Annotated in this window: 21 protein-coding genes; 13 read left to right on the forward strand and 8 right to left on the reverse strand. The window is 63.9% G+C overall.

Features of this window, described 5'->3' with window-relative positions; all coding sequences use genetic code 11:
- Positions 1 to 294: 294 nt before the first annotated feature.
- Complete coding sequence (locus tag U5N23_RS00950) at positions 295 to 3,237, reverse strand: fused MFS/spermidine synthase (protein WP_322591003.1); 2,943 nt, start codon at positions 3,235 to 3,237, stop codon at positions 295 to 297.
- 293 nt (positions 3,238 to 3,530) lie between these two features.
- Here U5N23_RS00950 and U5N23_RS00955 point away from each other — a divergent pair, with 293 nt between their 5' ends.
- Positions 3,531 to 4,061, forward strand: a complete 531-nt coding sequence (locus tag U5N23_RS00955; RefSeq protein ID WP_322591004.1) for a pilin — start codon at positions 3,531 to 3,533, stop codon at positions 4,059 to 4,061.
- A gap of 18 nt (positions 4,062 to 4,079) precedes the next feature.
- Here the strand turns inward: U5N23_RS00955 and moaC are convergent, their stop codons facing one another.
- The gene (gene moaC / locus U5N23_RS00960; RefSeq protein ID WP_322591168.1) at positions 4,080 to 4,589 is read right to left on the reverse strand and encodes a cyclic pyranopterin monophosphate synthase MoaC; all 510 of its coding nucleotides are present in this window, start codon (positions 4,587 to 4,589) and stop codon (positions 4,080 to 4,082) included.
- Between the two features lie 106 nt (positions 4,590 to 4,695).
- Between moaC and U5N23_RS00965 the strand changes: the two genes are divergently transcribed.
- The gene (locus tag U5N23_RS00965; RefSeq protein WP_322591005.1) at positions 4,696 to 6,258 is read left to right on the forward strand and encodes a M48 family metalloprotease; all 1,563 of its coding nucleotides are present in this window, start codon (positions 4,696 to 4,698) and stop codon (positions 6,256 to 6,258) included.
- Here the strand turns inward: U5N23_RS00965 and U5N23_RS00970 are convergent.
- From U5N23_RS00970 to U5N23_RS00980, 3 genes are all read right to left on the reverse strand, one after another.
- A complete protein-coding gene (locus U5N23_RS00970; RefSeq protein WP_322591169.1) occupies positions 6,226 to 6,579 on the reverse strand; it encodes a phage holin family protein in 354 nt (117 codons plus the stop codon). The genes U5N23_RS00965 and U5N23_RS00970 overlap by 33 nt on opposite strands.
- A gap of 88 nt (positions 6,580 to 6,667) precedes the next feature.
- Complete coding sequence (locus U5N23_RS00975; protein ID WP_322591006.1) at positions 6,668 to 7,132, reverse strand: hypothetical protein; 465 nt, start codon at positions 7,130 to 7,132, stop codon at positions 6,668 to 6,670.
- 85 nt (positions 7,133 to 7,217) lie between these two features.
- Complete coding sequence (locus U5N23_RS00980) at positions 7,218 to 7,961, reverse strand: TerC family protein (protein ID WP_322591007.1); 744 nt, start codon at positions 7,959 to 7,961, stop codon at positions 7,218 to 7,220.
- A 514-nt stretch (positions 7,962 to 8,475) separates the two neighbouring features.
- Here U5N23_RS00980 and ggt point away from each other — a divergent pair.
- The 3 genes from ggt to U5N23_RS00995 all read left to right on the forward strand — a co-directional run bounded on the left by ggt (position 8,476) and on the right by U5N23_RS00995 (position 11,241).
- A complete protein-coding gene (gene ggt, locus U5N23_RS00985; RefSeq protein ID WP_322591008.1) occupies positions 8,476 to 10,341 on the forward strand; it encodes a gamma-glutamyltransferase in 1,866 nt (621 codons plus the stop codon).
- A gap of 86 nt (positions 10,342 to 10,427) precedes the next feature.
- Complete coding sequence (locus tag U5N23_RS00990) at positions 10,428 to 10,880, forward strand: DUF3717 domain-containing protein (protein WP_322591009.1); 453 nt, start codon at positions 10,428 to 10,430, stop codon at positions 10,878 to 10,880.
- A gap of 55 nt (positions 10,881 to 10,935) precedes the next feature.
- Positions 10,936 to 11,241 (forward strand): DUF2007 domain-containing protein, encoded by a 306-nt coding sequence (locus U5N23_RS00995; protein ID WP_322591010.1) that lies wholly within the window; start codon positions 10,936 to 10,938, stop codon positions 11,239 to 11,241.
- 71 nt (positions 11,242 to 11,312) lie between these two features.
- Here U5N23_RS00995 and U5N23_RS01000 read toward each other — a convergent pair whose 3' ends face one another.
- Positions 11,313 to 11,873, reverse strand: a complete 561-nt coding sequence (locus U5N23_RS01000; RefSeq protein WP_322591011.1) for a YaeQ family protein — start codon at positions 11,871 to 11,873, stop codon at positions 11,313 to 11,315.
- Positions 11,874 to 12,041: 168 nt separating this feature from the next.
- The gene (purB, locus tag U5N23_RS01005) at positions 12,042 to 13,421 is read right to left on the reverse strand and encodes an adenylosuccinate lyase (RefSeq protein ID WP_322591012.1); all 1,380 of its coding nucleotides are present in this window, start codon (positions 13,419 to 13,421) and stop codon (positions 12,042 to 12,044) included.
- A 251-nt stretch (positions 13,422 to 13,672) separates the two neighbouring features.
- Between purB and U5N23_RS01010 the strand changes: the two genes are divergently transcribed.
- The 8 genes from U5N23_RS01010 to U5N23_RS01045 all read left to right on the forward strand — a co-directional run bounded on the left by U5N23_RS01010 (position 13,673) and on the right by U5N23_RS01045 (position 21,253).
- Positions 13,673 to 14,287 carry a glutathione S-transferase N-terminal domain-containing protein gene (locus tag U5N23_RS01010; RefSeq protein WP_322591013.1) on the forward strand — a complete coding sequence of 205 codons (615 nt, stop codon included), beginning with the start codon at positions 13,673 to 13,675 and terminating at the stop codon, positions 14,285 to 14,287.
- A gap of 48 nt (positions 14,288 to 14,335) precedes the next feature.
- A complete protein-coding gene (locus U5N23_RS01015) occupies positions 14,336 to 15,055 on the forward strand; it encodes a TetR/AcrR family transcriptional regulator (RefSeq protein WP_322591014.1) in 720 nt (239 codons plus the stop codon).
- A gap of 439 nt (positions 15,056 to 15,494) precedes the next feature.
- Entirely contained in the window at positions 15,495 to 16,070 is a 576-nt protein-coding gene (locus U5N23_RS01020) for a TRAP transporter small permease (protein ID WP_322591015.1), read from the forward strand.
- A 31-nt stretch (positions 16,071 to 16,101) separates the two neighbouring features.
- Complete coding sequence (locus tag U5N23_RS01025) at positions 16,102 to 17,382, forward strand: TRAP transporter large permease subunit (RefSeq protein WP_322591016.1); 1,281 nt, start codon at positions 16,102 to 16,104, stop codon at positions 17,380 to 17,382.
- A gap of 56 nt (positions 17,383 to 17,438) precedes the next feature.
- On the forward strand, positions 17,439 to 18,443 hold the full coding sequence (locus U5N23_RS01030; RefSeq protein ID WP_322591017.1) for a TRAP transporter substrate-binding protein: 1,005 nt from the start codon (positions 17,439 to 17,441) through the stop codon (positions 18,441 to 18,443).
- A gap of 106 nt (positions 18,444 to 18,549) precedes the next feature.
- Complete coding sequence (locus U5N23_RS01035; protein ID WP_322591018.1) at positions 18,550 to 19,410, forward strand: shikimate dehydrogenase; 861 nt, start codon at positions 18,550 to 18,552, stop codon at positions 19,408 to 19,410.
- 29 nt (positions 19,411 to 19,439) lie between these two features.
- Complete coding sequence (locus U5N23_RS01040; protein ID WP_322591019.1) at positions 19,440 to 20,333, forward strand: 4-hydroxyphenylpyruvate dioxygenase; 894 nt, start codon at positions 19,440 to 19,442, stop codon at positions 20,331 to 20,333.
- 14 nt (positions 20,334 to 20,347) lie between these two features.
- A complete protein-coding gene (locus U5N23_RS01045; RefSeq protein WP_322591170.1) occupies positions 20,348 to 21,253 on the forward strand; it encodes a sugar phosphate isomerase/epimerase family protein in 906 nt (301 codons plus the stop codon).
- A 6-nt stretch (positions 21,254 to 21,259) separates the two neighbouring features.
- Here the strand turns inward: U5N23_RS01045 and U5N23_RS01050 are convergent, their stop codons facing one another.
- Positions 21,260 to 21,715 (reverse strand): nuclear transport factor 2 family protein, encoded by a 456-nt coding sequence (locus U5N23_RS01050; RefSeq protein WP_322591020.1) that lies wholly within the window; start codon positions 21,713 to 21,715, stop codon positions 21,260 to 21,262.

Genomic DNA, 21,715 nt, shown 5'->3' on the forward strand with positions numbered 1-21,715 from the left:
TTAGGCATTGCTTCAAAAGCGCTAATTAATATTAGGACCACAAGGGCGCGCTGTGAAGTCCTTGTGAAAATTACTGAGGCACAGATACTTGACTTCATATTTGACCAGGCAGTCACCAAAGCCCCCAATCAGCACTCAGCGCTGAGGGATCGAATAGATTTGTTACTCCGGGAAAAATCTGATCAGGTGGGGCTGAAGTCCCCACCCTTCAGTTGAGTCTTTATTTTTGACTGCTTGAGTATTCTGATTTCACCATCGCCTCGAGTATTTTCTTTTGAAACTCATATTCCTCTTTTAACGGGGTGCTGCCATAAGTCTGAATGCTTTTTTCAGAAGCTCCTTCCAGTTTTTTGCATGAGCCAATGCCAACATTATGTTGGAGAGTGCGATGGAATCAAAATCCCGACTCAGATAAGATTCTGTTGTTTTGGATTGGAGCCAATTTTCGCCAGAGATCTTCATTTCTGCGTAGTCACGGCGCGCTCGGGCATCCAGCAATGAAAAAACGCGATTGAAATCGGGTGGTAGATCGGTGCACTTCAGCCATTGAGGCTTTTTCCATCCATCCTTCACCTGTGAGGCAGGCAGAAACGGAATACTGCGCTCTGCAACTTCCTTGATGCTGCTCGACAGCATGGCGAGTTGTTCCCGGGATGGTGGACTAGCACATGCGGCGGCTGTCGCCTTCAGTAGCACAACAGATGGGAAGGATGAGGTGCCATTCCCTCGCAAATCAGCATCCATGGCGCGAGCTCTCCATGTGGAGATTTCTGCTGGAAACAGACGCACTTCTGTCTTCGGAATACTGGTGGGTAGCGGCTCTCGCACGCTCAACGACTCCAAAAGAAGGGCATTAAGGAATGGCAGGGTCATGGTTGTTTCTGCAACCGATCCTCGAAAGCGGCTTTGGGGTGCTTCGAGACCCAATACAGGATGGTAGTCCGAGCTCGCAGTAGGAGCATCGTGTAGCCTGCTCAAGGCGCGCAGTGTTTTTGCATCCGCAACCTTTCGAAAGGTAAGATGCTCTGTAGCCGTCACTCCGAGCTTGGCTAGTTCCGACAGAAGCACATCGCTATTCTGAAGGTGTGAAAAATTCAGCGGGGGAAGTGGTCCCTTTGGACTGGCGATGATCAATAAGTCTGAGCTATTGCTGATCCATGCAGAATAGTCCTCGAACTCAGGTGTGAGCCCCTTAAGTATAGATCCAACTAAAGCATCGTTGATTTCATACAGTTGCACCCACTGTACAAACAGCCCCCCGCTGTTGAGATGCTTGGGTACGAATTGATAGAACTCTTTAGAGAAAAGAGCGCCAACACCGCTGATCCAAGGATTTGAAGGTTCGGAAATGATCAGGTCATATTTTGATTTCTGACCTGCGAAGTAAGCCTTGGCGTCGTCAATGATAATTTTCGATCGAGGATCGTTGTAAGCTCTTTCAACGCGCGGGCCAAATGCGCGCGCGCCTTTAACCATTGACTCTTCAATTTCAATGGTATCCACTTGCGTTAGGCGGGTGTCGCCCAGCAAGGTATGAGTCGTCAATCCAGAGCCAAAACCGATCACGCCTGCCTTCTTGGGGGCGTCAAGCATTGCTAGCGGGAGCGCTGCGGCGAGTACCATTGTCGGTTCATCATCTGTTGCCGCACGCCCTTCCTGCATCATAAGGGCGGCGTCGGGCTTTCCATTTGTGGCAATGCTAACGCTGCCGTTGGGCGCTGCAGTGACCGAAATGCTGGATGTCTTTCCATCCTCATAAAATACAATCTTACTTCCCGCTTCTATCAGCGATTTGCCATGCCGGAAAACACCAGAAGCAAGCTGCATTGGGTCAAACGGAATTCTAATGGCGGCTATGAGCGCTATTGCCGAAAACCCGGCAGCAACAGTAAACCACAACACCCGGGGTTTGGTATCCGCTTGCCAGCGAAGTAGGAAAAGTCCTATCGCCAAATCTAGCAAGGCAGCGATACACAGGCTTAGCTTCAGTCCGACAGCTGGAATGAGGAAATGGGTGGCAGCGAAAACGCCAAGAATGGCACCCAAAGTATTCCACGCATAGACTTGGCCAATGGATCGTTCCCCATGTCCCTTCCGCAAGAGGGCGACGGTAAATAGTGGAAGAGTTGTACCTGCAAAAAAAGCAGCAGGTAGCATGATAAGCATTGAAATAGCAGCGGTGCCTGCATTGAACAATACATAGCCGCCTTCGGTCTTCCCCAATGCTCCAATTAGCCAGCCAACCCAGTCGAATGCATTGGCATAAACCGCCAACGAAGCAAGTGCGGCGACACCCATGCCGATTTGCATGCAGCCAACTACCCTCAGCGGTGCTTCACTATCGTCTGCTTGCTTTCGAACCCAGAGGCCACCCAGACCAATACCCGCAATGAAAGAAGCCAACATCAATTCAAATGATTGCATGGTGCTTCCAACCGCTAGGCTTAGCATGCGGACCCATACTATTTCATAGATGAATGAAGCGGCTCCTGAAAGAGCCGTGCTTAGCAGTACTACCCGCAGTATCGAATTTTCGTGAGTGCTCCTTACTGACGGAGCATCATTTTTGTTGAGTACCAGCTTTTGATCGGGAATTGAAGGCTCGGGCTCGCGAGCAAGCCACCAAGCCAAACCAGCGACGACAAAATTCAACAAAGCTGCAGCCAGCATGGCGCCCGGCAGGCCCACCCATGGAAGCAGCACGAAAACAGCTGTCAATGCGCCCAGGGCCGCACCAATGCTGTTCGTAAAATACAGGCCACCTAGCACGGTACCGTCGCGCCCAGGGAAGCGCCGGATCAGGCCGCCACTCATCAAGGGAAAAGTCATCCCCAACAGAATCGTTTGGGGAAGTATCAGCAGGGCAGCGATGACCCACCGGGCAAGATCAACGGACCAAGACGTTCCTAAGATAGGAAGAAGCCATTCGTAGCTTGCCTTGGCAATGTTGATGAAGATCCAATGGAAAAGTAGGCCAAACACACCGATGACCGCTTCGATGATCGCGTAGCCTCTGACCAGATTGCGCCACTTGTGTCCTGCATTGGAGATCCACGCGGCACCTGCCGCCATTCCGCCCATGAAGATGGCCAGTACGAGAGCTTGTGCGTATGCTGCATGCCCCAGCAACAACCCCAGGTAGTGTGACCAAATTGACTGGTAGATCAGACCAGCGAATCCTGATAAGACAAAAATGGCCAGAAGCCCAAGACGATAGTTGTTACGGGAAAGGCTCATCAATCAAAGCTCCAGTGCGGAATCCCAAAAAGTGAAAAAGACTGCAAGAAAGGTGCCGCACAGTCAGATGGGGAACGCCAAGTATCCTATGCAGCACGCTCATCTGCCGATAAGTTGGTTGGTGGTGCGTTCGCACTAGCTGACTTAGACCGGAAGAGCCAGGGCGCCACGGCGGTCAAAGAGCATGCACTGCCTTTGCTCAGGGCGACATCACTTCGATGATGAAGGCAATTCCAGTCACTTGCAGGTTGGAATGATCTTTGCTTATCGGCTGGTAACTACCTGTACAAACCATGCGACAAGTTCTTCACAGAGGCTTCACCCTCATCGAATTGATGATTGTGGTCGCAATCATTGGCATCCTGGCTGCAGTCGCTCTTCCAGCCTACCAAGACTACACCATACGGGCGAAGGTGGCGGAGGCCGTCATCGCCGGTGCGATAGGAAAAGAACTACTGAGTGAAGCTTTTACGGCGAATGGCACTGCAGGCTTGGATTCCGCTGCCGCGACCTACAATGCTTATCCGTTAAGTCAAAAAACCAGCAAATACGTCAGTGACATCCAAATCCCTGGAGCGAAATCTCCTTGGTCCGTGACAATTACTCTGGCGGCTAACGCCGGCAATGGAATACCCACTGGTTTGAATGGGCAAACCATCCTGATGTCGCCCAATGTCCAAGGGGCCATTCCAACGGATGCAGCTCAGGGTGCGGTCGACTGGGCATGCACCAGTCTAAGTGCGGACAATGCGGCGGCACGGGGGTTGAAAAATCGCCCTTTGGGTACTCTGATGGCCAAATATGCGCCCTCCGAATGCCGGTAATTTGACTGCGACTCCACTTTAAATGCGCTGGCTGTCCCCTTTGCCGCCCCGTTTCTGAACCACCCGTATGTCGGTAACCAGCATTCCCCGATCCACCGCCTTGCACATGTCATAAATCGTCAGCAGGGCAATCTGCACCGCAGTCAGCGCCTCCATCTCTACCCCCGTCTGGCCCACGGTCTCCACCGTCGCCGTGCAGGCGATCCCGATCGCACCGGGATGCCGCACACCAGCCACCTCAAACTCCACCGCCACCCGCGTCAACGCAAGCGGATGGCACAGCGGAATCAGATCGCTGGTCTTCTTCGCCGCCTGGATGCCCGCAATCCGCGCGATACCCAGCACATCGCCCTTCTTAGCGGTGCCTGCTTCGATGATCGCCAGCGTCGCGGGCTGCATCTCGATGCGGCCGGTGGCGACAGCGATGCGGTGGGTGGCAGGTTTGGCGCCCACGTCCACCATGTGGGCCTGGCCCTGGGCGTCGAAATGGGTGAGGGTTGGCGTGGTGGTTGGGTCGGGCTTGGACATGGAGATCTGGTCGCTGGGGGCTGCTATGGAATGGGTGGCAGGCAATTTCTTGGTAACCAGTTGAATCGCCGGGGAAACACTGGAGCGCCAGGGCATCATACGGTCCATGCGGAAAATCCCAAGCAGGGCAGCCCTCCCCGACGTACTTGAGCGTGCGCGCGTGCGCGCGTTGCTGGCACCCGTGGTGCTCGCACTGGCCAGTGCGGCCGTTCTTCTTCCTGTGCGCTCGGCCCATGCCCAACTCCCCACCCTGGGCGATGGCAGCGAGCTCACTACCAGCGGCGAGCGGCGCCTGGGCGACCGCATCATCCGCGAGTTGTACCGCGACCCCGACTACATCGACGATGCCGTGCTGTCCGAGTATGTCCAGAGCCTGTGGCTGCCGCTGATGGACGCCGCGCGCAAGCGGGGTGAACTGTCGCCGGAGCTGGACGAGCGCTTTGCCTGGGAGATTCTGCTCGGGCGCGACCGCACGGTGAATGCCTTTGCGCTGCCGGGCGGCTACCTGGGCGTGCACCTGGGCCTCATCGGCGTGGTGACTTCGCGCGACGAGCTGGCCTCGGTGCTCGCCCATGAGCTCAGCCACGTCACGCAGCGCCATATCTCGCGGCTGATCGCGCAGCAGAGCAAGCAGACGCCCCTGCTGCTGGGCGCCATGATCCTCGGGGCGCTGGCGGCCAGCAAGAACCCGGGTGCCGCGCAGGCCATGGTGGTGGGTGGCCAGGCGCTGGCCATGCAGAACCAGCTCAACTTTTCGCGCGACATGGAGCGCGAGGCCGACCGCATCGGCTATGGCCTCATGGAGCCCGCAGGCTTCGCTCCCCAGGGCTTTGTCAGCATGTTCGACAAGCTGCAGCAGGCCAACCGCATCAACGACAACGGCTCCTGGCCTTACCTGCGCAGCCACCCGCTGACCACGCAGCGCATGGCCGACATGCAGTCGCGCCTGCCGCCCGGCAAGGCGTATCAGCAGCCCGTGCCCGCCTCCACGCAGGAGCATGCCATGGCCTCTGCGCGGGCGCGGGTGCTTTCCAACCCCGGGGTGGACACCCTGCGCCAGTGGATCGCCGAGCCGGGCAGCACCGGCTTTTCCAGCCAGAGCGCGCCGCGCAAGGCCGCCATCCTCTATGCCTCGGCCCTGGGCAGCAGCCAGTTGCGCGATGCCAAGGCGGCACGCACGACCTGGGCACTGCTGGAGACGCAGGTCCGTGGCGATGCGGCGGCCCAGCGTCTGGCGCAGTTGCTCAAGGCAGAAATCGAACTGGCCGCCGGCGATGCCGACGCTGCCCTGGCCGCGCTGCCGGCCGGGGCCAGCGAGCACCGGCCGGAGCTGCTGCTGCGCACCCGCGCACTGCTCAAGGCCGGGCGCTCGGGCGAGGTGGCCGGTGCGCTGCAGACCTGGATCGCCAACCACCCGCGGGATGCCACCGCATGGCAACTGCTGGCCACGGTGTGGCAGGCCAACGGCCAGCCGCTGCGCGCTGTCCGCGCCGAGGCCGAGGCGCACGCCACGCGCTACGACTATGCTGCGGCGGTGGACCGTTTCAAGGCCGGACAGGACCTGGCCCGGCGCAGCGGCGCGGCGGCGGACCACTTCGAGGCGTCGATCATCGACACCCGGCTCAAGGCCGTGGAATCACTTCTTCGTGAACAGGCCGCCGAGCGCTGACTCGATGACCACGCCCAAGAGCGAATAGATCAGCGAGCCGATCAGCGCGGCGGCAAAGCCGGTGACCTGGAAGCCGTCGAGTACGCTGGCCGCGGCCCAGAACATGAGCGCATTGATGACAAAAAGGAACAGCCCGACCGTCACGATGGTCACGGGCAAGGTCAGCACCACCAGGATGGGGCGCAGCACCACGTTGAACAGGCCGATCACGAAGGCCGCGATCAGCGCCGACGGAAAGCTCTGCACCACCACACCGCTGTAGACATAGGCCACGAACAGCAGCGATGCAGCGCTGAGCAGCCATTTCAGAAGAAGTCGGATCATGCCCCACAGGATAGCATCGGCCTGTGGCAAAAGGAGGGGCGTCGACGGGCCGGAACGGTCCCGGCCCCCGGGCCTTGCAGGCGGCTTACTCGGTGCCCAGCACCATCAGCAAGCCCACGCTGGCAAACAGGCTGCTCAGCGTGCCTGGCAGCGACCAGCGTCCGCCTGCCGGCACCACGGCGCCGGTGTCGGGGGCAGCCACATCCAGCTTGGGGCGGCGCGCGTCCACCACCTGTGCCTTGGTGCTGCCCATGTCGGCCTGCAGCTTGTCTGTCAGCTCGGGCAGCGGACCCTTGGCCAGCACCGTGGTGACGTGGTCGGGGCGGGCCCTGAGGCTGGGCACCACCTGGGCGAACAGCTTGTCGGCCCATTTGGCACGCCAGTTCTCGCGCGCGCTGTGGCTGACCCACTTGCTGATGCGATGGGTCATGCGTGGCGCGCACGCCACCAGTACCCAGTGCGTATTGCCAGCCGACCCGCGCGCAAACAGGGGCGCGAGGATCTGCTGCGCATGGGCTGCGTCGTCCACGTACACGATGACTTTGTCCATATGCGTAAGCTCCCTGGTCCGGGACTGCCGCCCAAGGCGCTCGGCGAGCGCCCCGCGGTCAGCCCATGGGGTCATTGAAGTCCGCTCAACCGTGTTCCACGGGGGGGGCGGCGGCAGCAGCAGCAGCGCGGCGCGCCAGGATCATCTTGCCAAGCGCCAGCACCAGCAGGGCACCTGCCACGCTCGCACCATACCTGATCATGTCGGTCTGCGGGATCTTGAGCATCCATTGCCACTTGTCAGGATTGGAGAAGACCGGGTCGGTCACCAGCATGCCGCCGGCGATCCAGCCCAGCAGCATCCCGCCCAGCGTGATGATGAACGGGAAACGCTCCATCAGCTTGATGACCAACTGGCTGCCCCAGACGATGATCGGAATCGAGATCAACAGGCCCAGCACCACCAGCAGGAACTGGTGCTCGCCCGCGTTCTGCGCGGCGCCGGCGATGGCGATCACGTTGTCCACGCTCATCACCAGATCGGCCACGATGATGGTCTTGATGGCGGCCAGCAGCCTGTCGCTGCCTGCCACATCGCCGTGCCCGTCCTCATCGGGGGCCAGCAGCTTGACGCCGATCCACACCAGCAGGATGGCACCCACGAACTTGAGGAACGGCAGTGCCAGCAGGGTCATCGCGAAGGCGATCAGGATCACGCGCAGGATGATGGCCCCTGCCGTGCCCCAGATGATGCCCTGGGTGCGCTGGGCCGGGGGCAGCTTGCGGCAGGCCAGGGCAATGACCACCGCATTGTCGCCACCCAGCAGGATGTCGATGATGATGATCTGTCCCAGCGCGAGCCAGAATTCGGGCGAAGCCAAAAAGTCCATAAATTCCTCAATATCAGTGGGCAAAAGGAGGGCTTGGCGCCAATGTAGCGCCAAGTCCATCCTGGGGATAGAGGGCCTGCGGTCGGAGGATCAAGGGCTCGCCCGCGTTGCGCGGGTGGTTCGAGAATCGGGAAGGCAGCCTTGATCAGCCCACAGAAGGGCCCATCAAAGGTCTTGCTCGATCCCGCGCCTTGCGTGCGCGCTGGACCCGGGCTGCCGGAAGCGATGCTTCGTACTGACGACAGGCCGATGCCACGCGCGCTGTACATGCGTGGCGGGAGCTACTCCCCTTCGAAGCCGCAATTGGACCATCGCCGGGCCCTGAACGCAAGCCCTGCAGACGGTGGACGGCAAGCATCCGCGACAACCAGCACATCCGCCCTGCATGTCGGCGTGCCATTTTTTGCCTTTACGGTGTGACAGAAGCGTGACTATCATGGGCTTCGCCGTGCACCTGCGCCATTCCGCATGCTGCATCCCCCCTGCTCTTCCCTGGATCGAGGATCGACATCCCATGACCATCTCCACCACCGGGCGCCGCTGGCAGCTCGCCCTGCTCAGTGCCACTGCCGTGGCTGCACTGCTTGCCTGCGGAGGCAACGACGACACCCCCCTCGCCGAGCCGGTGGAGCAGTACGTGCCGCCCGAGCCGCCCTCGGGCTACACGCCCAAGACCATCGCCTATGCCAACAAGGACATGGTCGCTGCGGCCAATCCGCTGGCCGTGCAGACCGGCACTGCCATCCTGGCCAAGGGCGGCAGCGCCATCGATGCGGCCATTGCCGTGCAGATGGTGCTCAACCTGGTGGAGCCGCAGTCGTCGGGCATCGGCGGCGGCGCCTTCATGCTGCATTTCGACAAGGGTGCCAACCGGCTGCTGGCCTACGACGGCCGCGAGACCGCGCCCATGGCCGCCACGCCCAACCTGTTCATCGGCGCCAACGGCAACCCGCTGGCCTTCCTGACGGCGGTGGACGGTGGCCTGTCGGTCGGCACGCCCGGTGTTTTGCGCATGCTCGAAGCCGCGCACAAGGCGCACGGCAAACTGCCCTGGAAGGACCTGTTCGATCCCGCCATCAAGCTCAGCGAAGACGGCTTTGCCATCTCCCCGCGCATGAGCGTCTCCATCGCCGGCTCGGCCGCCCGTATCAAAGCCCAGGGTGAGCCGGGCGCCAGTTACTTCCTCAAGGCCGACGGCTCTGCCAAGGACGCAGGCACGCTGCTCAAGAACCCCGAACTGGCAGCCACCCTGCGCACCATCGCCGCTGGCGGCGCCGATGCGTTCTACCAAGGCGCCATCGCCGCCGACATCGTGGCCAAGGTCACGGGCCACCCCACCAACCCCGGCAAGCTGGCGCTGTCCGACCTGAACAACTACACCGCCAAGGTGCGCGAGCCCGTGTGCGGCGTGTACCGCACCAAGTACCGCGTCTGCGGCATGCCCGCGCCCAGCTCGGGCGGCCTCGCCGTGCTGCAGACCCTGGGCATGCTCGAAAGCTTCGACCTGGCAGCGATGAAGCCCAACACGCTCGATTCGGTGCACGTCGTCTCCGAGGCCTACCGTCTGGCCTATGCCGACCGCGCCCTGTATGTGGCCGACCCCGACTTCGTTGCCGTGCCCCAGGCCGGCATGATCAATGCCGACTACCTCAAGGGCCGGGCGCGGCTGATCGACATGCAGCGCAGCATCGGCACGCCGGTGGCCGGCACGCCCCCCGGCGTGGTCGCCGCACGCGGTGCCGACAGCTCGCTGAACCTGCCCTCCACCACCCATCTGTCGATCGTGGACGCTTCGGGCAACGCCGTGTCGATGACCACCACCATCGAAAACGGCTTCGGCAGCCTGCAGATGGTGCGCGGCTTCCTCTTGAACAACCAGCTCACCGACTTCTCGTTCACCGCCACCGACGCTGCCGGCAAAGCCATCGCCAACAGCGTGCAGCCCGGCAAGCGGCCGCGCAGCTCCATGGCGCCGACCATCATCTTCAATGCCGCCACCGGCGACTTCGAAGGGGCCATCGGCTCGCCCGGCGGCAGCGCCATCATCCAGTACACCGCCAAGAGCATTCTGGGCATGACCGACTGGGGACTGAACGTGCAGCAGGCCATCAACCTGCCCAACTTCGGCGCGCAGACCAATGCCACCACCTCCATCGAGAAGGGCTCGGTCATCGACACGGCGGCCATCCGCGATGGCCTCAGGGCCCGTGGCCATACCGTGGCGCAGACCGACACCTTTGCCAGCGGCCTGCACGGCGTGACGTTCAACGGCTTGCGCGCCAATGGCAGCGCCGGCTTGCTCTCGCGCAACCCCGCAGCGGGCACGTACGCTGGGGGGGCCGATCCGCGGCGCGAGGGCATTGCCCTGGGCAACAACTGAGTAACCCGCTTGCCCGCATGCCGGGCAATGCCGGTTATCCTCCGGGCCCCCGCCGGGCAGAAGCTGGCGGGGGCCCTTTTTTCGCCATGCCCTCTTCCCGCATCCATATCACCGACATCGAGGCCGCCATCAACCACTGGCGCGAACGCTCGCCCTCGCCCGACGGCTTCACGCTGGCGCCTGCCACCCGTGCCCTGGCCAGGGTGTATGCGCTGATGGTCTACCGGCACGCGGACGAGATCGATGAAGCGGATTTCCCGGAGGATGCATTGGTGGCGTGGCAGGGCTGGTACGAGACCACGCCCGACACCCCCTGCATCGCCATCTGCTCCACCAGCCAGGGCGACGACCAGTGCAAGGGCTGCGGCCGCAGCTTCGACGAGGTGCAGCACTGGCTCGCCTACACGCCTGCCGAAAAGCGCAGCGTGTGGCGCCGCATCACGCTGGAGCACTCTGCCTGGCGCTTCAACCGCTATTCCGAACGGGCCGCAGAAGGGCCCTCCGCAGGACCACGGCAGGTCTCGGTGGCACAAGCCTGAGCTCCAGGTCGCTGCACCACTGTACGTCGCGCGGCCAAACCGGTATGGTGGGGCCATGCTGCGACTGACCCAGGCCCCCAACATCGCGATTGCCACGCTCTGGGCCGACATCCTGTGCGAGGCCGGCATGACCGCCTCGGTGCAGCGGCAGTACCTGGGCGCTGCCGCCGGCCACCTGCCGCCCGACCAGTGCCTGCCCGAGATCTGGCTCGAATACGACGAGCACGCCAGCCGCGCGCGCACTCTGCTCCGTGACCTGCAGAACCTGCCGCAGCGCCACTGGGTCTGCCGCTGCGGTGAAACTGTGGAGGGTGGCTTCGAGCAGTGCTGGCACTGCGGGGCCCTCATGCCGCTGGATTGACCGGATCCTTGCCGCGAGGCGCAGCTGGCGGCCGTCCGTGCTTCAGTCGCGCTGGTGGCAGTGGTGGTGGCTTACTTCCAGCGCACCGGTTCCACGACCACGCTGCCCAGGTTGCTGCTCAGGGTCAGCGCGTTTTCCTGGACCGTGGCCTGCAGCTGCATGCTGCGCTCGGCCAGGGCCGCCAGGGCCTGCGATGCCTCGGTGGGAATGCGCCAGACCTGCAGTTTTTCCAGGCGCGAGAGCTTGGTCTCGATGCCCTTCCACCAGATCTCGGCCGCATGGTTGAAGCAGTACACCACCACGCTGTCGGCCTTGCTGCAGGCCTTGGTCAGCGGCTTGTCCTCGGGCTGGCCGACCTCGATCCAGACGCGCTTCCTGCCCGTGAAATCGGTCAGCGATGCGTCCGGATCGTCCGGGTCCGAGAGCCCCGCGCCGAAGGCCAGTGTGCCGTCGCCATTGCAGATGTCGTTGAGGTCGTGCGCATGGATGGCCAGCGCCGCCAGGCGCACCATCATGCGTTCGTCGGTCTCGCTCGGGTGCCGCGCCAGCGTCAGCGCGTGGTCTGCGTAGTAGCCGTGGTCGATGTCGGCGATCTGCAGATTCGCCTTGAAGATGGTGGATTTGATGGCCATGACGCCTCACTGAGCTATGGACCACTGCCTACGCCTGCGCGCAGGCAACAGAGGCCGTGAAAAAAGGAAATCACCCGCGCCCCAGGGCGCAGGTGATTTTCGTCGAGAGCGTGCCGGGTCCGCGTCGATGCCCAGCCCCGGATTCACAGGGCTTGCGGGAGAAACCGCTCAGGCCCTGCGGGCCAGGGCGGCGGCCTTGCCGGTGTAGCTGCCCGGCGTCATCGCCAGCAACCGGTCCTTCTCGGCCTGCGGGATCTCCAGCGATTGGATCAGGCCGTGCAGCGCCTCGGCCGTCACGGTCTTGCCGCGCGTGACCTCCTTGAGCTTTTCGTACGCGCCCTGCACGCCAAAGCGGCGCATCACCGTCTGGATCGGCTCGGCCAGCACTTCCCAGGAGGCGTCCAGGTCATCGGCCAGGGCTTCCTCGTTGAGCTCCAGCTTGTTCAGGCCGGTCAGCAGCGAGGCATAGGCCAGGGCGGCATAGCCCAGGGCCACGCCCATGTTGCGCAGCACCGTGCTGTCGGTCAGGTCGCGCTGCCAGCGGCTGACGGGCAGCTTTTCCGACAGGTGGCGCAGTAGCGCGTTGGCCAGGCCCAGGTTGCCCTCAGCGTTCTCGAAGTCGATCGGGTTGACCTTGTGCGGCATGGTGCTGGAGCCGATCTCGCCGGCCTTCAGGCGCTGCTTGAAGTAGCCCAGGCTCACATAGCCCCAGATGTCGCGCGACAGGTCCACCAGGATGGTGTTGGCACGCGCCACGGCATCGAACAGCTCGGCCATGTAGTCGTGCGGCTCGATCTGGATGCTGTAGGGCTGGAAGGTCAGGCCCAGGCCCAGGGGCTCGGGCGTCTCGATGACCTTCTTGCTGAACGCTTCCCAGTCGAAATCGGGCCAGGCGGACATGTGGGCGTTGTAGTTGCCCACGGCGCCGTTCATCTTGCCCAGGATCTTCACGCCGGCGATACGCTCGCAGGCGGCCTGCAGGCGCACCACCACGTTGGCCATTTCCTTGCCCACCGTGGTGGGGCTGGCGGTCTGGCCGTGCGTGCGGCTGAGCATGGGCACGTCGGCGTAGGCATGCGCCATCTCGCGCAACTTGAGCACCACGCGGTCCAGACCCGGCAGCACGACCTGGTCACGGCCCGAGCGCAGTTGCAGCGCGTGGCTGGTGTTGTTGATGTCTTCGCTGGTGCAGGCAAAGTGCACGAACTCGGCGGCCTTTTCCAGCTCGGGGCGCGCCTCGAACTTGCTCTTGATCCAGTACTCCACGGCCTTCACGTCGTGGTTGGTGGTCTTCTCGATGTCCTTGATGGCAGCCGAATCGGCCTCCGAGAAGTTCTTCACCAGGCCCAGCAGGTAGGCGCGCGCGCCCGTGGTCAGCGGCTTGAATTCGGCAAATCCGGCGTCCGACAGCGCGATGAACCACGCCACTTCCACCTGCACGCGCCGGTGCATGTAGCCGTGCTCGCTCATGATCGGGCGCAGGGCGGCGAGTTTGTTGGAATAGCGGCCGTCGAGCGGCGACAGGGCGGTGATGGTGGACAGGCTCATGGGGCCAGATTGTAGGCTGCACGCACGGGGAAACCCCCATCCGGCCGGTGCACCCGGTGGTCCGGTGCGCCGCAGACAAGCTGTTGCAAATCTGCACCAGGGCGCTGCGGCCCTGGTGACACGCCGCTACAGGAGTTCCTGCGCTCCCCGGTATCCCCCATGCGGGGGGCTTGCGGGGCAGGCGCCATGGGTCTCAGCCGATAGAATCGCTCGTGTAACGTCAGCATATCCCGCGCACTGGAAACCACCCCATGAAATTGATCGGAGCCTCCGCCAGCCCTTATGTACGCAAGGTGCGCGTCGTCATGGCCGAAAAGAAGCTCGACTACCAGTTCGTGCAGGAAAACGTCTGGGCTGACGACACGGCCATCGCCACGTCCAACCCCTTGGGCAAGGTGCCTTGCCTAGTGATGGAGGGCGGCGAAGCCGTGTTCGACTCGCGCGTGATCGTCGAATACCTGGACACCCTCTCTCCCGTGGGCAAGCTCATCCCCAGCCAGGGCCGCGAGCGTGCCGAGGTCAAGACCTGGGAAGCCCTGGCCGATGGCCTGATGGACGCGGCCATCCTCGCGCGCCTGGAAGCCACCTGGGCCCACCGCAAGGACAGCGAGCGCAGCCAGGCCTGGATCGACCGGCAGATGCGCAAGGTCAACGACAGCCTCAAGTCCATGAGCCAGGGCCTGGGCGACAAACCCTACTGCAGCGGCATCCACCTGAGCCTGTCGGACATCGCCGTGGGTTGCGCACTGGGCTGGCTGGAGTTCCGCTTCCCCGACGTGGCCTGGCGCAGCGAATACCCCAACCTGGGCAAGCTGCTGGACAAGCTCATGCAGCGCCCGAGCTTCGCCGACACCAAGCCTTCCTGATCGCGCCGCAGGGGGCCAAGCCCTGCCCTTGCCGTATGCTTGGCGCATATGGACGAAACGGTTCAAAACCCCCCGCCCTCCGCCGGTGACAGCCGCCCGGCGCGGCAGCGCGCTGCGCGTGCGGCTGCGGCCACGCCCGGCGCCGAGCGTGTGCGCGTGAACGACCCGGACCGCACCATGGCCAACATCCTGCAGGTGGCCACGGCAGAGTTTGCGGACAAGGGCCTGGCTGGCGCCCGCATCGACGAGATCGCGGCGCTCACCAGTACCAGCAAGCGCATGATCTACTACTATTTTGGTAGCAAGGAGGGCCTGTACCTGCGGGTGCTTGAAGAAGCCTACCGCCGCATCCGGCAGATCGAATCGGACCTGCACCTGGAAGACCTGGCGCCCGAGGAAGCCCTGCGCACGCTGGTGGGCTTTACCTTTGACTACCAGCTGGCCAACCCCGACTTCATCCGCCTGGTGATGAACGAGAACATGCACCGTGGCGAGTACATCAGCCGCTCCACGACCATCCAGGAGCTCAATATCCCGGTCATCCATGCGGTGCACAAGGTCTACCAGCGCGGCGTGGCCGCCGGGGTCTTTCGCCCCGACGTGGACCCGGTCGACCTGCACATGTCGATCTCGGCACTGTGCTTCTTCAACGTCTCCAACCGGCACACCTTCGGCGCCATCTTCAAGCGCACGCTCGATGCGCCCGCCGCCATGGTCGAGCGGCGTGACTCCATCGTCGAGATGATCGTGCGCTTCCTGCGTCCCTGAGAGGCTGGGAATCTTTCGTCCATGCCCGCTTTGCACGCCAAAACACCCCGGCTCGTCGTTGCAAATGCTCGCCATAGCCCGAGCTATGGCTGTGCTTTGCGCCTAGGAGGCTGTCGGACTTGGAGCGTCGAAAGCGAAAATCGGCCCCAGCGAGGACAGTTTTTGCCGGATTTGCAGCCCCATAGCCGGGCTATGGGGCAAAAAGGCGGTGAAAGATGGATCGCTGCGGCCGATTTGCAGCCGACGATTTCCAAGTCCGACAGCCTCCTCGATCCGAGGCGTTTTGGCGCGCCCCTCGGTCACGGCCAAAAAATTCCCAACCTCTGAGTGTCTCTGTCGCAGCACAGGCACCCGGGAGATGCCGGGCTCAGGGTTTGTACCCAGATTAAATACTAACCAGTTCGTACAAAATTCACCTCACAACGACCGGAGACTCGCGATGCTGGAATGGACCGACCGCCTGCTGGGGCGATACACCCGCCTGCTCGACATGCTGGCAGGCCTGTGCCTGGCCCTGATGGTGGTGCTGGTCTTCGGCAACGTGGTGGCGCGCTATGCGCTCAACTCGGGCATTACCATCTCCGAAGAGCTCTCGCGCTGGCTGTTCGTGTGGCTCACCTTCATGGGTTCCATCGTGGCACTGCGCGAGCACGGCCACCTGGGCACCGACATGCTGGTTTCGCGCCTGCCGCCCGCCAGCAAGCGCGCCTGCCTGGCGCTGGCGCAGGTGGCGATGATCTTCGTTTCCTGGCTGCTGCTGTCGGGCAGCTGGGCGCAGATGCTCATCAACTGGGAGACCGAGGCCCCCGTCACCGGTGCCTCGGTGGCCATCTTCTATGCCAGCGGCGTGCTCATGGGTGCCTCGGGCATCGCCATCCTGCTGCGCGACCTGCTGCGCACGCTGTTCACCCCGCTGTCCGAACAGAACCTGGTCATGGTGCAGGAGAGCGAGGAACTGTCCGCGCTGGTCCAGCGCAACGCGGGCGATGCGCCTGCAGCTGCCAAGCGCCCCTGATCCTCCGCGCCGCCCTCAGGACACCCTCCCCATGACCGTTGCCATCTTCCTCGGCTCCCTGTTGTTCGCCATGGCGATCGGCATTCCCATCGCCTACGCGCTGCTGCTCAGCGGCGCTGCGCTGATGTGGCACCTGGACCTGTTCGACGCGCAGATCCTGGCGCAGAACGTCATCAATGGTGCCGACAGCTTTCCCCTGCTGGCCGTGCCTTTCTTCATGCTGGCGGGCGAGATCATGAATGTCGGCGGCCTGTCGCGGCGCATCGTCAAGCTGGCGCTGGCGCTGGTGGGCCACATGCCTGGCGGCCTGGGCTACGTGACCATCATGGCCGCCGTGCTACTGGCCGCCGTCTCGGGCTCGGCTGTCGCCGACGCCGCAGCCCTCGCCTCGCTGCTGCTGCCGATGATGGTGGCTGCCGGGCACGACAAGGCCCGCTCTGCCGGCCTGATCGCATCGGCCGGCATCATCGCCCCGGTCATTCCGCCGTCCATTGGCCTCGTGATCTTCGGCGTGGCCGCCAACGTGTCCATCAGCAAGCTGTTCCTCGCGGGCATCGTGCCAGGCCTGCTGCTGGGCCTGTCGCTCGCGCTCACCTGGTGGTGGCTGGTGCGCAACGAGAAAGTGCAGCCCCCGCCCAGAGCCTCACGCGCCGAACTGCTCAAGGCGCTGCGCGAAGCCGTCTGGGCCCTGGGCCTGCCGCTCATCATCCTCGTGGGCTTGCGCATGGGCGTGTTCACCCCGACCGAGGCGGCCGTGGTCGCGGCCGTGTATGCCCTGCTGGTAGCGATGTTCGTCTACCGCGAGATCGGCGTGCGCCAGTTGGCAGGCATCTTCCAGTCCTCGGCCCGCACCAGCGCCATCGTGATGTTTCTGGTGGCAGCCGCCATGGTCTCGGCCTGGCTGATCACAGTGGCCGACCTGCCCACCAAGGTCATCGGCATGCTGGAGCCCTTCATGGGCAACCCGACGCTGCTGCTGGTGGCCATCATGGTGCTGGTGATGGTGGTGGGCACGGCGATGGACATGACGCCCACCATCCTCATCCTGACCCCGGTGCTGATGCCGGTGGTCAAGGCCGCCGGCATCGACCCCGTGTACTTTGGCGTGCTGTTCATCATCAACAACGCCATCGGGCTGATCACGCCGCCGGTGGGCACGGTGCTCAACGTCGTGGCCGGGGTGGGGCGCATCTCCATGGACCAGGTCACGCGGGGTGTGCTGCCCTTCATGCTGGCCCAACTCTTCGTGATGTTCCTGCTGGTGGTGTTCCCCTCCATCGTCATGGTGCCGTTGCGTTGGCTCACCGGCTGAAACTTTCACCGTCGTCGTTCCGTTCCGCTACCCACTACATCAAGGAGACTTTCATCATGACCCTCGTGAAGACACTGCTGGCCACGGCCCTGGTCGCTGCATCGCTGCTGTCCGGCGCCCACGCGCAGGAGCGCACCATCAAGTTCGCCTTCCAGAACCAGAAAGAGCACCCGCAGGCCCAGGGCGCACAGAAGTTCGCCGACCTTGTGGCCGCCAAGACCAATGGCCGCATCGCGGTCAAGCTCTTCCCCGGCGGCACGCTGGGTGGTGACCTGCAGACCGTGTCGGCGCTGCAGGGCGGCACGGTGGAGATGACGGTGCTCAACGCCGGCATCCTCTCGGCCCAGGCCAAGGAATTCGGCATCTACGACTTCCCCTTCCTGTTCGCCTCGCCGCAGGAAGCCGATGCCGTGACCGACGGCCCCTTCGGCAAGAAGCTGCTCGACAAGCTCGTGGCCAAGAACCTGGTGGGCCTGGGCTACTGGGAACTGGGTTTTCGCAACCTCACCAACAGCAAGAAGCCCATCACCAAGGCCGAGGACATCGCGGGCCTCAAGATCCGCGTGATCCAGTCGCCGATCTACATCGACATGTTCAACGCACTGGGCGCCAACGCCGTGCCCATGCCCTTCCCCGAGCTCTACACCGCCATGGAGCAAAAGGCGGTGGACGGCCAGGAGAACCCGTTCTCGACCATCCTCTCGTCCAAGTTCGCCGAGGTGCAAAAGCACCTCACGATCACGCGCCACATGTACAACCCCCAGGCCGTCATCGTCAGCAAGAAGTTCTGGGACAGCCTGAACCCTGCGGACCAGAAGGCCGTGACCGAAGCCATGGCCGAGGCCACCACCTTCCAGCGCAGTGTCTCGCGCTCCCAGGCCGACGTGGCGCTGGAGGAGCTCAAGAAGGCGGGCATGCAGGTCACCGAGTTCTCGCCCGCCGAGGTCGACAAGCTGCGCGCCAAGGTCAAGCCCGTGGTCGAAAAGCACAGCGACAAGGTCGGCGCCGAGACGGTGCAGGAGGTCTACGCCACGCTGGCCAAGCTGCGCGGCAGCAAGTAACCGAACCCGCACTGCCGTGGCGGCATCCGCCTCGGCAGTGCACCCAGGCACGCATCCCATCAGCTTTCCGCTCCTCGATACCCCGGTCACCTCTCTCATGCCCACCATGTCTTCCACGAGCCCCCGCAAGGTACTGATCGGGCTGATCGGTGCAGGCATCCAACAATCGCTGTCGCCCGCGCTGCACGAAGAGGAAGCACGGCACCATGGCATGCGCCTGCACTACCAACTGATCGATCTGGACCGGTCCGCCTCCTCGCCCGAACAACTGCCCACCTTGCTCTCGGCCGCCCGCATCATGGGCTATGCCGGCTGCAATGTGACCTATCCCTGCAAGCAGGCCGTGATCGCCCACCTGGACGGCCTGTCCGAAGAGGCCCGGGCCATGGGCGCCGTGAACACCGTGGTGGTGCAGGATGGCCGGCTGGTGGGGCACAACACCGATGGCTCCGGCTGGGCCTGGGGTTTCCAGCGTGCATTGCCAGAGGCCGATCTGGCCCATGTGGTGCTGCTGGGCGCGGGCGGTGCCGGTGCCGCCATTGCCCATGCCGTGCTGCGGCTGGGTGCACAGCGCCTGGCCATCGTGGATGCGCAGCCCGAACGCGCTGCGCAACTGGCGGCCGATGTCAACGCACTCTACGGCGCGAGGGCCCAGGCCAGTGACATTGCCACTGCCATGGCCCAGGCCACGGGGCTGATCCATGCAACGCCCACGGGCATGGACAAGCTGCCGGGCCTGTCGCTGGATGTGGGCCTGTTGCGCCCTGCGATGTGGGTGTCCGAGGTGGTGTACTTCCCGCTGGAGACCGCCCTGGTCCAGGCCGCGCGCGCCCTGGGCTGCCGCGTTTCGGACGGCGGCGGCATGGCCGTGGGCCAGGCGGTCGGGGCGTTCGAACTGTTCACCGGCGTGGCGCCCGATCCTGCGCGCATGGATGCGCATTTCCGCCAACTGGTCACCAGGCGCTGACCTGGTGCATCTCCGAAGGAGTTCAGCCGATGAACACACCAATGACGGCCGACCGTGAATCCCTGGGCACCCTGCCCAACCCCCTGGGCCTGCAGGGTGTGGAGTTCATCGAATACGCCACGGCCCGCCCGCAGGCCCTGGGCCAGGCGCTGGAGCGCATGGGCTTCAAGCCCGTGGCGCGCCACCGCTCGCGCGAGGTGCTGCTGTACCGCCAGGGCGGCATGAACATCATCGTCAACGCCCACCAGGGCGAGGCCGCAGTTGCCCACCTTCCCGCGCCGGGCGACGCTCCGGTGCTGTCCGCCATCGCTTTTCGCGTCGGCAATGCTGCGGCCGCCTACCGGCGCGTGCTGGAGCTCGGCGCCTGGGCCGTGCACACCGAGGTCGAGGTCATGGAGCTCAACATCCCGGCCATCCACGGCGTGGGCACCAGCCGCATCTACTTCGTCGACCGGCACCGCGAGTTCTCGATCTACGACGTCGATTTCGTGCCGATTCCAACGGTGGAGCCGCGCCCTCCCGCACAGCACGGCCTGCACCTGTTCGGCCTGGTGCAGTACATCGGCCTCGATCGGCTGGCCGACTGGACCGCCTTCTATGGCGAGCTGTTCGGCTTTGCCGAGCTGCCGCCCGAGCAGAACTTCGGCGTGCTCACGCAAGGGCGCATCCTCGCCAGCCCCTGCGGCACCCTGTACTGGCAGCTCATCGAGCCGCTGATCGATGCGCTCGATGCCGACCCTGGCGAGCTGCTGCAGCGCGTGGCCTTCGGCACCGGCGACGTGCTGGCCACGGTGGCGGCGTTGCGTGCACAGGGGGTGGATTTCGTCGAGTCGCCCACGGGCGTGCACAGCGAGGTGCGCGGGGCGCTGACCCGCGCCGAGGCCGGGGGGGCCAGCTTCGAGCTGGTGCTCGATCCGCGATGAAAACGGGTCTCCCCATGCGCGCCCAGGCCATGCAACGCAACGTCGCCGATTTCGGCATGGACACCATCAGCCTCGCCGGTCCGCTGGAGGCCAAGCTGGCCGCCGTGAAGGCTGCGGGCTTTGGCCAGATCATGCTGGCCGCACGCGACCTGGTCGGCCACCCGCAGGGCATCGACGCCGCCGTGCAGGCCGTGCGCAGCAGCGGCCTGCGCGTCACGGGCTTCCAGGTGCTGCGCGATTTCGAGGGGCTGTCGGGCCACCTGCACAGCTACAAGGTGGGCATCGCCCAGCAGATGATCCTCATGGCGCGCGCGCTGGGCACCCGGGTGCTGCTGGCCTGCAGCTCCACCTCGCTGCATGCCACGGACGACCCGGAGGTGATCGCCCGCGACCTGCGCAAGCTGGCCATGCTGGCGCTGCCGCACGGTATCCGCATCGCATTCGAGGGTCTGTCCTGGGGCCGGCACATCAACGAGGTGCACCAGGCCTGGGCCGCAGTACAGCTGGCCGACTGCCCCAACCTCGGCCTGGCCATCGACTCCTACCACCAGTTCGCCACCAGCACGCCGCTCGAAGCCCTGGAGGGCGTGGACCCCGAGCGCATCTACCTGGTGCAGCTGTCGGACTTCATGTGGCAGGAGACGCGCACGGTGCAGGAGCGCATCGACACGGCGCGGCACTTTCGCGTGTTCCCGGGCGAAGGCGTGCACAGCCAGGCACTGGTCGAGCTGGTGCGCAAGCTCGACGGCATGGGTTACCGGGGCGACTACAGCTTCGAGGTCTTCAACGACGACTACCAGCAACTGCCTTTGCCCTATGTGGCCGGCCGGGCCTGGAACAGTGCCGTGTGGCTGGCCGAAGGGGTGCTGCAGCGCGCCGTGCCCCTGCCCGGCCACTTGCGCCTGCGGGACCGCGCGTGACCGGCTTCAGCTGTTGGCGCGTTGCTTGAGCCAGCGCATCAGTCCACCCACCACGGGCAGCTTTTCGTACAGCTCCTCGGCCGCGTCCCAGTAGTCGCGGTGCAGCGTGACCAGGCCCTGGTCGTCGAACACCAGGTGCGAGGCGCCGCGCACCGTCTGCGCCACGCCCTTGTGGAAATTGCGGAAGGCGAACAGGAACTCCCAGGTCAGGAAGCACTGCGGCCCCTGCACCACGCGGCCGGTGACCACGAAGCGCGGCTGCTCCAGCGCCACGAACATGTGCTCGAAGATGTGCCGGATGGCGGGCAGGCCCTGTACCTCGTTGAACGGGTCCTTGAAGCGCGCATCGGCCGCATACAGGCGGCCCAGTGCCGCCACGTCGGCCGGAGCCAGGGTCTCGAAGAAGGCGATCAGGCGGGTGACGGCGTCTTCGGTGGATGGGGGGGTGTCTGGCGGCGGCAT

The sequence above is a fragment of the Acidovorax sp. genome (assembly GCF_034519795.1).
Classification (GTDB): domain Bacteria; phylum Pseudomonadota; class Gammaproteobacteria; order Burkholderiales; family Burkholderiaceae_C; genus Acidovorax.

Bases quoted from the DNA above. Each gene is read 5' to 3' on its own strand.
- U5N23_RS00950 (WP_322591003.1), bottom strand. From the start codon at position 3,237: ATGAGCCTTTCCCGTAACAACTATCGTCTTGGGCTTCTGGCCATTTTT.
- U5N23_RS00955 (WP_322591004.1), top strand. From the start codon at position 3,531: ATGCGACAAGTTCTTCACAGAGGCTTCACCCTCATCGAATTGATGATT.
- moaC (WP_322591168.1), bottom strand. From the start codon at position 4,589: ATGTCCAAGCCCGACCCAACCACCACGCCAACCCTCACCCATTTCGAC.
- U5N23_RS00965 (WP_322591005.1), top strand. From the start codon at position 4,696: ATGCGGAAAATCCCAAGCAGGGCAGCCCTCCCCGACGTACTTGAGCGT.
- U5N23_RS00975 (WP_322591006.1), bottom strand. From the start codon at position 7,132: ATGGACAAAGTCATCGTGTACGTGGACGACGCAGCCCATGCGCAGCAG.
- U5N23_RS00980 (WP_322591007.1), bottom strand. From the start codon at position 7,961: ATGGACTTTTTGGCTTCGCCCGAATTCTGGCTCGCGCTGGGACAGATC.
- ggt (WP_322591008.1), top strand. From the start codon at position 8,476: ATGACCATCTCCACCACCGGGCGCCGCTGGCAGCTCGCCCTGCTCAGT.
- U5N23_RS00990 (WP_322591009.1), top strand. From the start codon at position 10,428: ATGCCCTCTTCCCGCATCCATATCACCGACATCGAGGCCGCCATCAAC.
- U5N23_RS00995 (WP_322591010.1), top strand. From the start codon at position 10,936: ATGCTGCGACTGACCCAGGCCCCCAACATCGCGATTGCCACGCTCTGG.
- U5N23_RS01000 (WP_322591011.1), bottom strand. From the start codon at position 11,873: ATGGCCATCAAATCCACCATCTTCAAGGCGAATCTGCAGATCGCCGAC.
- purB (WP_322591012.1), bottom strand. From the start codon at position 13,421: ATGAGCCTGTCCACCATCACCGCCCTGTCGCCGCTCGACGGCCGCTAT.
- U5N23_RS01010 (WP_322591013.1), top strand. From the start codon at position 13,673: ATGAAATTGATCGGAGCCTCCGCCAGCCCTTATGTACGCAAGGTGCGC.
- U5N23_RS01015 (WP_322591014.1), top strand. From the start codon at position 14,336: ATGGACGAAACGGTTCAAAACCCCCCGCCCTCCGCCGGTGACAGCCGC.
- U5N23_RS01020 (WP_322591015.1), top strand. From the start codon at position 15,495: ATGCTGGAATGGACCGACCGCCTGCTGGGGCGATACACCCGCCTGCTC.
- U5N23_RS01025 (WP_322591016.1), top strand. From the start codon at position 16,102: ATGACCGTTGCCATCTTCCTCGGCTCCCTGTTGTTCGCCATGGCGATC.
- U5N23_RS01030 (WP_322591017.1), top strand. From the start codon at position 17,439: ATGACCCTCGTGAAGACACTGCTGGCCACGGCCCTGGTCGCTGCATCG.
- U5N23_RS01035 (WP_322591018.1), top strand. From the start codon at position 18,550: ATGTCTTCCACGAGCCCCCGCAAGGTACTGATCGGGCTGATCGGTGCA.
- U5N23_RS01040 (WP_322591019.1), top strand. From the start codon at position 19,440: ATGAACACACCAATGACGGCCGACCGTGAATCCCTGGGCACCCTGCCC.
- U5N23_RS01045 (WP_322591170.1), top strand. From the start codon at position 20,348: ATGCGCGCCCAGGCCATGCAACGCAACGTCGCCGATTTCGGCATGGAC.
- U5N23_RS01050 (WP_322591020.1), bottom strand. From the start codon at position 21,715: ATGCCGCCGCCAGACACCCCCCCATCCACCGAAGACGCCGTCACCCGC.